10 protein-coding genes, 1 tRNA gene and 1 rRNA gene (1 of these 12 only partly in view) are annotated in these 12211 nt (G+C 30.6%); 3 read left to right on the top strand and 9 right to left on the bottom strand.

Annotated elements, in window-relative coordinates:
- Nucleotides 1-46 precede the first annotated feature (46 nt).
- Nucleotides 47-1060, bottom strand: coding sequence for an alpha/beta hydrolase (locus tag CNEONATNEC86_RS02430; protein ID WP_159135467.1), 1014 nt, complete (start codon nucleotides 1058-1060; stop codon nucleotides 47-49).
- A gap of 9 nt (nucleotides 1061-1069) precedes the next feature.
- Nucleotides 1070-2089 (bottom strand): tRNA (adenosine(37)-N6)-threonylcarbamoyltransferase complex transferase subunit TsaD, encoded by a 1020-nt coding sequence (gene tsaD / locus CNEONATNEC86_RS02425; protein ID WP_058293653.1) that lies wholly within the window; start codon nucleotides 2087-2089, stop codon nucleotides 1070-1072.
- A gap of 221 nt (nucleotides 2090-2310) precedes the next feature.
- Between tsaD and CNEONATNEC86_RS02420 the strand changes: the two genes are divergently transcribed.
- Both CNEONATNEC86_RS02420 and CNEONATNEC86_RS02415 read left to right on the top strand, forming a co-directional pair.
- Entirely contained in the window at nucleotides 2311-2934 is a 624-nt protein-coding gene (locus CNEONATNEC86_RS02420; RefSeq protein WP_058293652.1) for a RusA family crossover junction endodeoxyribonuclease, read from the top strand.
- A 16-nt stretch (nucleotides 2935-2950) separates the two neighbouring features.
- Nucleotides 2951-3517 (top strand): GDSL-type esterase/lipase family protein, encoded by a 567-nt coding sequence (locus CNEONATNEC86_RS02415; RefSeq protein WP_058293651.1) that lies wholly within the window; start codon nucleotides 2951-2953, stop codon nucleotides 3515-3517.
- A gap of 15 nt (nucleotides 3518-3532) precedes the next feature.
- Here the strand turns inward: CNEONATNEC86_RS02415 and CNEONATNEC86_RS02410 are convergent, their stop codons facing one another.
- Nucleotides 3533-4495 carry an NAD(P)/FAD-dependent oxidoreductase gene (locus CNEONATNEC86_RS02410; protein ID WP_058293650.1) on the bottom strand — a complete coding sequence of 321 codons (963 nt, stop codon included), beginning with the start codon at nucleotides 4493-4495 and terminating at the stop codon, nucleotides 3533-3535.
- A gap of 159 nt (nucleotides 4496-4654) precedes the next feature.
- Here CNEONATNEC86_RS02410 and CNEONATNEC86_RS02405 point away from each other — a divergent pair, with 159 nt between their 5' ends.
- Nucleotides 4655-5470, top strand: coding sequence for a hypothetical protein (locus CNEONATNEC86_RS02405; protein WP_159135466.1), 816 nt, complete (start codon nucleotides 4655-4657; stop codon nucleotides 5468-5470).
- Between the two features lie 73 nt (nucleotides 5471-5543).
- Here the strand turns inward: CNEONATNEC86_RS02405 and CNEONATNEC86_RS02400 are convergent, their stop codons facing one another.
- The 6 genes from CNEONATNEC86_RS02400 to CNEONATNEC86_RS02375 form a co-directional block, all read right to left on the bottom strand.
- Nucleotides 5544-6887, bottom strand: a complete 1344-nt coding sequence (locus CNEONATNEC86_RS02400) for a TldD/PmbA family protein (RefSeq protein WP_159135465.1) — start codon at nucleotides 6885-6887, stop codon at nucleotides 5544-5546.
- 2 nt (nucleotides 6888-6889) lie between these two features.
- Nucleotides 6890-8269: a TldD/PmbA family protein gene (locus tag CNEONATNEC86_RS02395; protein WP_058293647.1), complete on the bottom strand. Its 1380-nt coding sequence runs from the start codon at nucleotides 8267-8269 to the stop codon at nucleotides 6890-6892.
- Between the two features lie 343 nt (nucleotides 8270-8612).
- Nucleotides 8613-9524 (bottom strand): polysaccharide deacetylase family protein, encoded by a 912-nt coding sequence (locus tag CNEONATNEC86_RS02390; RefSeq protein ID WP_159135464.1) that lies wholly within the window; start codon nucleotides 9522-9524, stop codon nucleotides 8613-8615.
- A 299-nt stretch (nucleotides 9525-9823) separates the two neighbouring features.
- Complete coding sequence (locus tag CNEONATNEC86_RS02385; RefSeq protein ID WP_058293645.1) at nucleotides 9824-10723, bottom strand: polysaccharide deacetylase family protein; 900 nt, start codon at nucleotides 10721-10723, stop codon at nucleotides 9824-9826.
- Nucleotides 10724-10831: 108 nt separating this feature from the next.
- A tRNA-Asn gene (locus CNEONATNEC86_RS02380) sits at nucleotides 10832-10906 on the bottom strand.
- A 63-nt stretch (nucleotides 10907-10969) separates the two neighbouring features.
- Nucleotides 10970-12211: ribosomal RNA gene (locus CNEONATNEC86_RS02375) — 23S ribosomal RNA — on the bottom strand; it runs 1665 nt beyond the window's last position.

Here is a 12211-nt window from a genome sequence, read left to right as displayed (position 1 = left end):
TAAAATAATTTTTAAATAATAAACTCCCTCTAATTGAGGGAGCCTATCATTCTTTATGGTTCATCTTTTGAATTTTCTTAGTATCTTTCAATACACTGCTTATACCATTTACTACTGTTTCAGGATCGGCCATAGAAAATGGAGTTTGTGTATCTTTATGTTTATATACGGTCGTAAACTTTTCATCACCCATCTTTTCAAGAATATTTTCTTTATCTTGACTTATTATATATAAAGGTTTATTAGACAAAAGTCCATCAGACTGACTATTTGAATTTATATTGTATAAATTCCCCAACTCATTTGAAACAGCCTGCCTATAATTTTTCTTATTTTTAAGTGCTGAAAATTCTTCTAATTTACTTTCTAATATATTTTCTTCAAAATATTTATTTTCTAATGTTAAACCAACCTTATCTAATATTGATGTTAATAAAAAATTCGAACCAACACTCTCTATCTTACTTCTATAATATTTAAATCTAATACTCTTTTTAAATTCATCACTAGCTGCTTTTTCTTCACTAATTGGATCTATTAAAACAACTGCTGCAACTGAGTCTGGATACTCAGCAGCAAAATTAGTCATAACTAAACTTCCATACTCTTCTCCAACAAGTATATAAGGGGCAGATGCACCTGATTTCTTTAAAAGGTTTTTCAAATCTTCTGCTTGCTCCTTAGGAGTTCTGGCATTGCCGCCATCATTGAAACCATATCCTCTACGATTATATACAAATATTTGAACATCCTCTTTTTCTTCTAGTACATCACAAACCTTATCCCATTCAAACATAGTATTTCCTATGCCACCATCAAAGACAACAGTATATTCTCCACCGCCTTTTAATTTATATTCCATTCTCTTTCCATCTACACGAACATACTTAAATTTTGATTTTAATCTAGTATTATCAATTAGATTTATACATTGTTGAATTACTAATCCTGCAAGCAATAAAGATAATATACCAATAACAATTCTTTTTACTATTATGACCAAACCAACTTTTTCCTTTTTCATTTTATATAATCCATTAGAATGTGGTAGTAAATTCATATGCCTCACCTAGCCTTCAACTAATTTTAAATTTGGTTTAGCGTTGATATCTAAATTACCTTCTAATTTTTTATCATAATTAAAATATGCTGCACTCGCTATCATAGCAGCATTATCAGTACATAATATAGGTGATGGAAATAGTATCTTTATTCCCCTTTTCTCACCTTCTGTTATTAATCTTTCTCTTAAACAACTATTTGACGCAACTCCTCCTGCTATAGCAATTTTATTAACCTTTTCCATTTTACAAGTTAAAAAAACATTATCAGATAATACATCTACTATTGCTTTTTGAAAAGATGCCGCAACATCAGCTTTATTTACTTCTATATTCTGCATCTTAGCTTTATTTAAATAATTAAGAACAGCTGATTTAACTCCACTAAAAGAAAAATCTAATGTTTGTTCGTGGAACTTTGCCTTAGGAAATTCTATTGCATTCTCATTTCCTTCTTTAGCTAGTTTATCAATTTTAGGTCCTCCTGGATATCCAAGACCTAATGCTCTTGCCACTTTATCATATGCTTCCCCTGCTGCATCATCTCTTGTCTGACCTATAACTTCAAATTTATCATAATCTTTAACATATACTATAAAAGTATGCCCTCCAGAAACCACTAAAGAAACAAATGGTGGTTCTAAATCTTTATGTTCAATAAAGTTAGCGCATATGTGCCCTTGTATATGATTAACAGGTATAAGTGGTTTTTTAGATCCTAGTGAAAGACCTTTAGCATACTGCAATCCTACTAAAAGCGCACCTACAAGGCCTGGTCCATATGTAACTCCTATTGCATCTACATCTTCTAATGTCAAATCCGCTTCTTTTAATGCTGCTTTTACTACACCATCAACAGCCTCAATATGCATTCTTGATGCAACTTCTGGTACTACACCGCCAAATTTTTTATGAGTATCAATTTGAGATGCTATGACATTAGAAAGAACATTTCTTCCATCAACAACTATTGCTGCTGCTGTCTCATCACAGCTAGATTCAATTCCTAAAATTATTTTTTTCTCCATTAATTTATACCTCTTTTATTAATCTATATTAATAACTATAAAATTTCATTTTTAAATTATCTAAATAAAATATACTCTATTACGAAATAATATTAAATATTTTATTTTCTAACACTAAAATATTATACTTTATATATATATCATTATCAAATTCTTATTATTGTATAAATTAAATATATATTGTATATTTTACTTAGAAAATGAACTTAAGGAGTATTTTAATGACTAATTACGCTAAAGTTATTGTTAAAGGGTCACCAATAACTAAATCAAATTTTAAATTACATAACACCAACGGACGTGCTATACTGCCTGATAATTCTGGTAGTTATCATGATAGATATGCAATATATGAACAAGAAATAGCACTGATTGCAAGGAGTCAAAATCCTGATATTGTTTTTACAGAAAGTTTAATTGCCGTTTTAAAAGTTTATTATAAAAGTGAAAAACGTCATCCTGATACTATAAATATTACTAAGAGTATATTTGATGGAATAGAAAAAAGCGGACTTATAGTTAATGATGCTCAAATTACAAAAATTATTACTGAAGAGTATTATGATAAAGAAAATCCTAGATTTGAATTGGAGCTATTTTCCGAAAGCCAATATGATTTAAATTTTCATATCAATAAAAAAATTAATCCTAGTAAACCAAAACTTTATACTTCACTAAAGAAAACTATTAATAAATTAAAAAAGAAAAATGATAATATTGAAGAAAATTTATCTTCTGAAAATAAATGTAGCATTTGTAATAAAATCATTATCACAAATGACTATATTACAGCAGATAATAAAAAGACTATAATATGTAAAAATTGTTTTAAAAAATTATTTTAAAAAGGATATGATTACTATGAATACTTCAACTGATATTGTCTTCTTTGGTGATAGCTTAACTTTTGGATATGGTGTTAAAAAACAAGATTGCTGGGTCAATAAAATTATTATGACATGTAATCTCAAAGGAATCAACAGTGGGTGTAATGGAGATACTACGGCATCAATGCTTTCAAGATATGATAAAGATGTCTTGTCGTATAATCCATCTAAAATTTTTATAATGGCTGGAACAAATGATCTTATGATGGGGAGAAGTGTAAAATCAATTATAGCAAATATTGAATTGATGATTAAAGATGCCCTCTCATTAAATCATAAAGTAGTAGTTGGTATTCCCCCAGTGATCTTAGGAGACATGGCATATTTATTGTTTTCTCAGTGCTCAATTTATGATTATGTTGAAAAGGAACTCCCTAATTTAAGAAGTTCCCTAATTGAATTATGTTCTAAACATAATATTTCATATATAGACTTTTACAATCTTACTTTAAATAAGCCAGATTTATATCTAGATGGTATTCATTTAAATTCTAAAGGTAATCTTTCTATGTATGAAGCTTCCATTGACTACTTTATTTAATATCAAAAGGTGCAGCTAATTAGTGTAATTTGATTTTATATAGTTAGCTGCCTGTTCACCACATTCTATACCATTATTATCTTTAAGGGCAAATGCCTTTTCTCCATACACTACATTTCCACATGCAAATACCCCATTTTGAGATGTACTATAATCTTTACTTATAGTAATTAAATTCTCATCTGGCATTAATATTTTTGCTTTTTTTGCTAAAGCATCGTCTGGTTCAAAGTTAACTGTTAATAATAATGCATCGCATTCAATCTCAGATACTGAATTATCTTTCAAATTCTTAATCTTCACTTTTTGTATTCTATCTTTTCCACTTACTTCAATAATTTTTGAAGAATCGACTATAGGTATATTAAAACCTTCAATAATATCTTTTATTTCTTCATTTATTATTTCATCACAACTTTTTTCAAGGACAACACATTTAACATTTCCACCTTCTATTAATAATCTTCTAGCTAAAATAAATCCCCATTTATTCTTGGCTAATATAATGCTATTTCTTCCTGGAAGATATCCTTCAAAATTTATAATTCTATGAGCTTCTCCAACTGTTTGTATTCCTACAAGCTTCTTAGTCACAAGCATTATATCTCCAAAATATCTTTCTTTAGCACCCATTGCAAATATTACTGCTGTTCCCTTCACATCAGTTACTCCGTCTTCCGAATTTACATATGTGATTATGTTATCCTCTGTTATATTTAATGCTGTTGTATTTAAAAGAACATCTATACTACTTTTATCTATACTTTCATCTATATATTCTATATATTCAGGACCAGTAACTTCTTTTCCTAATATCTTCTTTCCAAATCCATTATGTATAAATTGGTTTATAAGTCCACCTACAAACTCCTCTCTTTCAATTAATAATATATTTTTTATTCCTTTATTAGCTGCTCCAATAGCCGCTGTCATTCCTGCTATACCGGCTCCAATTACTATAAGATCATAGCTCTTCATTTCCTATCCTCCAAAACTTTTTCTAATTTTCTCTATATTTCTTTATATTTATATAAGATTTTATTAATAAACAATTAATTTACTTTGAAGTATTTATAAATTACATATATAATTATATTATAACTATTTTTTTAATAAATTTATTGAATGGTGGTAAATATGGGTATTAATTTTAACATGCATTTATTTTCATTAATTCTTTATGGTTCTGGTATTCTAGGAATTCTTATATCATTTTTATTTATAATTCTAGCAATAAAAAAGAACACAAAAACATCTTCAGTATTAGTAGTAATAATGTTTGTTCTTTCAATAACATTATTGACAAGTGGGACATGCTTTAAATTAGTCGATAGAAAAAAATCATCTTCTAATGATATTGTTATAGAAAATTTAAATTCAGAAAATAATCTCGAAAGTATTGAATCTAAAAAACCTTCATATGATGATTTAAAACTTAATTATAAATTGGGTTCATCATATAATGATTCACAAAAGTCCGCTAATATTACTATTAAGAATTCATCTGATTCTACATTTTCTGGTGAAATAAATCTTGATTTTATAAGTCTAAATGACCAGAACCTAGATTCATTAACTCTAAAAGTTAAAAATCTTTTACCTAAGAAATCACATACTTCAGATGCAATTGTTAATAATCAAGTTTCAAAAATAAAATATTCATTCTCCGGTGAATTTAATAATAGCGAAAATATACAATCACCTTATTCTATAAGTAAAATTTCTACTGGCAATAATTTCGTAAGAATTAATGTTTTAGTTAATGATACTTCTAAAGATCATTTAGAACAAATTTGTAATGTTATTGCCTCAGAATATATGAATACAAATTTTAAAGGCATCTTAATTTATTTCTATTCTGAAAATGCCTCTAAAGATCTTAATTTTGAAAACGTAGTTGCTGATTACTATTTAAATATCAGTACTAAAACTTCAAAGTTTACTTATTATTAAAATTAAATTTTCCACTTTAGATTATTTCAAAACAATCTAAAGTGGATTTTTTTCTATCTATATAATTAACTTTTTATTTTCCAGCAATTGATAATTCTTTTACTATAATTGAAGGAGAGCCTATGCTGCTCATAGGGAATTTCAAATCGCATCCTACTTCTTCTATATCTTTTAATAATATAAAGAAATTTCCCGCTATTGTTATTTGCTCAACTGGGAATGTCTTTTTACCATTCTCTATCATAAACCCCTTAGCTGCTAGTGAAAAATCTCCTGTTACAGAACTTGCTCCTGAATGGAGTCCAGCAAATTCTGTTATAATAACTCCATCTTTCACAATTTCACATAATTCATCAAATGTTTTTTCACCTGGCTTAATATAAAAGTTTGTTTCACTTACACCAACTGTAGATGCATATGAACTCTTAAATCCATTTCCTGTAGACTTAACTCCTGCCTTATTAGCAGTTTTTAAATTATATAGTAATGTATTTAACTTACCATTTGTAACAATTTCTTTAGTATATGTTGCAACTCCCTCATCATCAAATGAACAAGTTCCAAGACCATCCTTTAAATGTGGATCATCAATTAAAGTTACAATATCAGATGCTATTATTTCGCCTTCTTTACCTTGTAATAAAGATAATCCCTTTTGTGCCTGTTCTGAATTAAATATTGAAGAAAATGTTCCAAGTAATGAAACCATAGCTTCATTATTTATTATTATTTTATAATTTCCTGAAGGTATACTCTTACCTCCAATTCTTGAAGTAGCTTCTTCAATTGCCTGCTTAGCTAATTCATCTGGTTTTATATCATCTAATTTTTGTGCCAATACATATCCCATACCATCATATTTTTCTCCATCTGCCTCAATGATAGGAATTACATATGCACTTAAACTATTTCTTTCATTTTTCAAATTAAGTCCTTTAGAATTTATTATTCCATATGTTGATTTTCCATAACCTATTGCACAACTACTAAAATTTATTACTTTATCACATTGTTTTTTACATTCTTTTTCCATTTGAAGAGCTAATTCTATATATTTATCTGGATTAATACCTTCGAGTTCTTTCTTAAAACAATCAATTTCTTTATATTCCTTATCTCCCTCATATATAAATTTAACATCATCATTCTCTATAGTAAGCGCAGCACTTTTTGCATTTTCTATAAGTGTCTTTATAGCTTCTTCATCTAAAATTTCACTATAAGAATATCCCATTTTACCATTTATTTTTCCTCTAAATGAAAGGCCAAAAGCAGTATTTAATTTATATTTTTCAACTTCGCCTTCATAAATATTTATGCTTAAGCTTTCTCCATCAGCATAATATATTTCATATTCTTCAAATCCAGCCTTATTAGCTTCTTCAAATAGTTTCTCTTTAAATAAATTAAACTCCATTTTTATCTACCTCCCACTGTCATTTTTTTAACTCTAATCATAGGCTGACCTACATTAGTTGGGATACTTCCTGATGAGGAACCACACATACCTTGAGCTAATTCTAAATTATTTCCAACCATATCTATATCCATAAGGACTTCACTGCCTTTTCCAATTAGGCTGGCTCCTCTAACTGGCTCTTGTATAACTCCATTTTTAACTAAGTATCCTTCTTGAACAGCAAAGTTAAATTCACCAGTAACAGGGTTTACAGAGCCTCCCCCTAGTTTCTTAGCATATAAACCATCATCTATAGACTTGATTATATCATCTGGATTATCAGTTCCAGCTGCAATATAGGTATTAGTCATTCTTGATGTAGGCTGATATTTATAACTTTGTCTTCTTGAGCTGCCTGTTGCTTCCATCTTCATACGTCTAGCATTCAATTTGTCTATCATATATCCTTTTAATATTCCATTTTCAATTAGCACATTCTTTTGAGTTTTATTTCCTTCATCATCTATATTTAATGATCCCCATGCATTTGGAATAGTTCCATCATCAATTGCAGTTACTTTGGTTGATGCAATCTGCTCACCTAATTTATTTGCAAAAACTGAATTTCCTTTAGCTACTGCTGTAGCTTCTAAAGCATGACCACATGCTTCATGGAATATAACTCCTCCAAAGCCATTATCAATTGCAACAGTCATATTTCCAGCAGGACAATTCTTTGCATGAAGCATAGTATGAGCAATTCGTGCAGCTTCTTTTCCATGATATGCTGGATCTATTTTATCGAACATTTCTATTCCCATACATCTTCCTGGACCTTCAAATCCTGTTTGGTTTTCATCTCCTTTTGAAGCTATAGCACTAACACCTAATCTAGTTCTAACCCTTTTATCTTCTATATATAATCCTTCACTATTTGCTATTAATATATTTTGTTCTTTATCTGCATAGCTTGCAACTACTTGGGATATTTCATTACTGAAACTTTTTGCCGCATTATATGCTTCTCTAGCTATCTTTATTTTTCTTTCGTAAGATGTATCTTTAGGATAATATATTATTGGATGTATACTATTTATTTTTCTTTCATTTAATACTATACTTATGTCTTCTTTTACTTCTCCTAAAGCTAATGCAGCCTTATAAGCTGTTTCTAATAGACTTTCTAAACTATTATTATTTGTATAAGCATAAACACTCTTAAACCCTTTGAATATTCTTATTCCTATACCATAAGTTCTACCACCTATAGCATCATCAACCTTTCCATCAACTAATGATATGGAATTGCTGATTGAATCATCTTCAAATATTTCTGCAAAGTCTCCATCTGTTACTAAACACTTGGCGAGAACTTTTGATGCAACATCTTTTGATAACATAAACTCCCATTATAAGCATAATCGTATATATTGCTTATAATGGTCTTCACCTCCTCATTTTTAATTAATATATTGGGATATCGCACAAACTAGAATTTGTAATGTAAATATAAAGCATTACGAATTATTAAGTGCAACAGCCCCATTACTTATATTTCTTTATTATTAATAATATATAAATAGATTTATAAAATATCTATATTAATGTATATTTTACCTTATCAATTTTATATACTAATATTTTATCATTTGTTAATGCTATATTCTATTATTTAATATATTTTAGTTTCGTATAAATATGTGGCTCTATCTAGCACACATTTATATTATTAGTATATCTTACTTATCGTATAGTTCTAAATTCATATCCATTATCTTTCAAATATTTTATTACCATTGGAAGTGCTTTTACAGTTTCTTCTTTACTATATGTATCATGCATTAAAATAATTGCTTTTTCTTTATCTCCTAATGTTTTAATAACATTATCTAAAAGCTCATCAGCATTTTTCTTTTTTCCCTCCGCATCTTTTGAAAGTGAATTCCAATCAACCTGATAATATTGATTACTCTTTAAAACTTTATCTAAGCATTTCATATTTTTCCACGACATATGTCCGCCAGGACATCTTATTACTCTTGTTGAAAACTTATCGCCTAAGACTCCCTTTAATATAGAATTTGTTTTTTCAATATCACTAATAAAATTATATACATTTACGCTGCTATTAGGATATAAATAATCATAATTATGTGAATATGTATGATTTCCTATAGAATGTCCTTCTCGAGCCATACGCTTTATTATTTGCTGATTTTTTTCACTTCCTTCAACAGATCTTCCTATAACAAAAAATGTGGCCTTTATATTTTCTTCTTTCAATATATCTAATATTCTACATGTAATTATTTCTGATGGTCCATCATCAAAAGTTAGATATGCCACTTTTCTTCCATCTGCGCCTTTAGGCATTTCTCCTATACTCTGTTCATATAGATATTGTGATAACAATGATATATCATCTGCAAACGGATCTCCTTCATACGAAAAATAGTTTTTAATATTTTCAGACTTATCTTGCTTTACTTTAGAGTTGTTTTCACTTAATGAATTATTTTCTGTCATTTCAGTTGTAACTTCATTCCCTGCATATACTTTTATAATGAAATAATTATTATAACAAAGAAAACTTATTAAATTTATGCAGATAATTATTGTGATTTTCATTTGATTTAAACTTATTTTTCTTTTCATTTCACTTACCCCATATAAAATAGATTTTTTATAATATATTTTAATAATAGTTTCTACATATTCTTAATAGATATGTGGATAAGTTTAATTTTCTTAAATATTTTTTCAGCGCATTCTGGATTTTCTGAGCAAGCCTTTGAAAAGTACAGACGCATATAATTTATTTTTTATTCTTTAGGCATTATGATTACTCTATTACAATATTCTCAAAAATAACTTACTCATAGATTCTCCATCAATATAATTTTCTAAAGAATAAAAAATACAAGTCATTAATTTAATAACTTGTACATCTAATATCACTTTATAGTTCTAAATTCATATCCTTGCTCTTTTAAATAATCTATTATTTCTGGTAAAGCCTTTGCCGTTTCTTCCTTTCCATAATTATCATGCATTAATATAACTGCCTTTTCTCTTCCAGATACACTTGATTTTACTTCTTCTAATAATTGCTCTGATGATTTATATCCACCTTCGGCATCTTTAGACAGTGAATTCCAATCAATATGATAATATCCTTTTTCTTTTAATATATCATTTATTCCATCTTTATCTTTCCAAGACATATATCCGCCTGGAAACCTAATAGCTCTAACAACAAAGTCTTCACCCAATACAGCTTTTATTGATTTATTTGCTTTTTCTATATCGTCCATAAAATTTTCTACATTTATTATTCTATTTGGATATAGATAACTATAATTATGTGAATATGTATGATTTCCTATAGAATGTCCTTCTGAAACTTCTCTTTTTAATATGTTTTTTGATTCTTCGCTAGAATCTATTGAATTACCTAAGACAAAAAAAGTAGCTTTTACATTTTCTGCTTTTAATATATCTAATATTTTAGGAGTCACAGTTTCTGATGGTCCATCATCAAAGGTTAAATACACAACCTTCTTTCCATCTGCTCCATCTGGCATTAATCCCATTTGTTGTTGATAAAGATACTTTTCTAAAAATGCAACATCATCTGCATGTGAATCTTTACTTATATCTTCATCTGATGATTTACTCTCTCCACCAAAACTTGTTTCTGCATTTGCAGTGGCTAAATTCCTGAATAATTTTAATGCTATATTAGCACTAACTCCCATCACAATAATTCCCAAAAGCATGAACAATATAATAAAATTAAACATATATCTATTCTTTTTCCGAATCATTTTATTTCTATTAGATCTTGTTCCCATTTTTAGAAACCCCCATAATGTTATGAAATAAATAATTCATAAATTTTTGTATATAAATATCTATAAAACAAAAAAAGCCGATACAATCGACTATGAATATAAAAAAAATGGCTCCGCGAAGAGGACTCGAACCTCCAACCTATCGGTTAACAGCCGAGTGCTCCACCATTGAGCTATCGCGGAACATTGTTTTGAAAGAATTTTATTCCTTCAAAATTGCATATAATCATGTATTACAACTTAATATTGGTCAAGCCCTCGACCTATTAGTATCAGTCAGCTAAATACGTTACCGCACTTACACCTCTGACCTATCAACCTTGTAGTCTTCAAGGGGTCTTACTAGCTTATGCTATGGGAAATCTCATCTTGAGGTGGGCTTCACACTTAGATGCTTTCAGCGTTTATCCCTTCCCGACTTAGCTACCCAGCAATGCTTCTGGCGAAACAACTGGTACACCATAGGTCAGTCCATCCCGGTCCTCTCGTACTAAGGACAGCTCCTCTCAAATTTCCTACGCCCGCGACGGATAGGGACCGAACTGTCTCACGACGTTCTGAACCCAGCTCGCGTGCCGCTTTAATGGGCGAACAGCCCAACCCTTGGGACCTACTTCAGCCCCAGGATGCGACGAGCCGACATCGAGGTGCCAAACCTCCCCGTCGATGTGAACTCTTGGGGGAGATCAGCCTGTTATCCCCGAGGTAGCTTTTATCCGTTGAGCGATGGCCCTCCCACGAGGTACCACCGGATCACTAAGCCCGACTTTCGTCCCTGCTCGACTTGTAGGTCTCGCAGTCAGGCTCCCTTCTGCCTTTACACTCTTCGAACGATTTCCGACCGTTCTGAGGGAACCTTTGGGCGCCTCCGTTACATTTTAGGAGGCGACCGCCCCAGTCAAACTGCCCACCTAACAATGTCCTGTCACCAGTTTCATGGCATCCAGTTAGAATTTCAATACTATCAGGGTGGTATCCCAACAACGACTCCATCAAGGCTGACGCCCTGATTTCCCAGTCTCCCACCTATCCTGTACAGACAATACCGAAATTCAATGCTAAGCTACAGTAAAGCTCTACGGGGTCTTTCCGTCCAATCGCGGGTAGCGAGCATCTTCACTCGCACTACAACTTCGCCGGATTTGCAGTTGAGACAGTGCACAAGTCATTACGCCATTCGTGCGGGTCAGAACTTACCTGACAAGGAATTTCGCTACCTTAGGACCGTTATAGTTACGGCCGCCGTTTACTGGGGCTTAAGTTCACACCTTCGCTTGCGCTAAGTGTTCCCCTTAACCTTCCAGCACCGGGCAGGCGTCAGCCCCTATACATCAGCTTACGCTTTAGCAGAGACCTGTGTTTTTGTTAAACAGTTGCTTGTGCCTATTCTCTGCGGCCTACTTTCGTAGGCACCCCTTCTCCCGAAGTTACGGGGTCAATTTGCCTAGTTCCTTAACTGCAATTCTTCCGTCGGCCTTAGGATTCTCT

Origin of the sequence: Clostridium neonatale (genome assembly GCF_900465025.1) — a bacterium.
GTDB lineage: Bacteria > Bacillota > Clostridia > Clostridiales > Clostridiaceae > Clostridium > Clostridium neonatale.
Note: the sequence above shows the minus strand (reverse complement) of the source record. Positions and strands in the feature narration are given on the sequence as shown.

What these genes read in the sequence shown, in the direction of transcription:
- CNEONATNEC86_RS02430 (WP_159135467.1), bottom strand. Translation starts at nt 1,060, where the DNA reads ATGAATTTACTACCACATTCTAATGGATTATATAAAATGAAAAAGGAA.
- tsaD (WP_058293653.1), bottom strand. Translation starts at nt 2,089, where the DNA reads ATGGAGAAAAAAATAATTTTAGGAATTGAATCTAGCTGTGATGAGACA.
- CNEONATNEC86_RS02420 (WP_058293652.1), top strand. Translation starts at nt 2,311, where the DNA reads ATGACTAATTACGCTAAAGTTATTGTTAAAGGGTCACCAATAACTAAA.
- CNEONATNEC86_RS02415 (WP_058293651.1), top strand. Translation starts at nt 2,951, where the DNA reads ATGAATACTTCAACTGATATTGTCTTCTTTGGTGATAGCTTAACTTTT.
- CNEONATNEC86_RS02410 (WP_058293650.1), bottom strand. Translation starts at nt 4,495, where the DNA reads ATGAAGAGCTATGATCTTATAGTAATTGGAGCCGGTATAGCAGGAATG.
- CNEONATNEC86_RS02405 (WP_159135466.1), top strand. Translation starts at nt 4,655, where the DNA reads ATGGGTATTAATTTTAACATGCATTTATTTTCATTAATTCTTTATGGT.
- CNEONATNEC86_RS02400 (WP_159135465.1), bottom strand. Translation starts at nt 6,887, where the DNA reads ATGGAGTTTAATTTATTTAAAGAGAAACTATTTGAAGAAGCTAATAAG.
- CNEONATNEC86_RS02395 (WP_058293647.1), bottom strand. Translation starts at nt 8,269, where the DNA reads ATGTTATCAAAAGATGTTGCATCAAAAGTTCTCGCCAAGTGTTTAGTA.
- CNEONATNEC86_RS02390 (WP_159135464.1), bottom strand. Translation starts at nt 9,524, where the DNA reads ATGAAAAGAAAAATAAGTTTAAATCAAATGAAAATCACAATAATTATC.
- CNEONATNEC86_RS02385 (WP_058293645.1), bottom strand. Translation starts at nt 10,723, where the DNA reads ATGGGAACAAGATCTAATAGAAATAAAATGATTCGGAAAAAGAATAGA.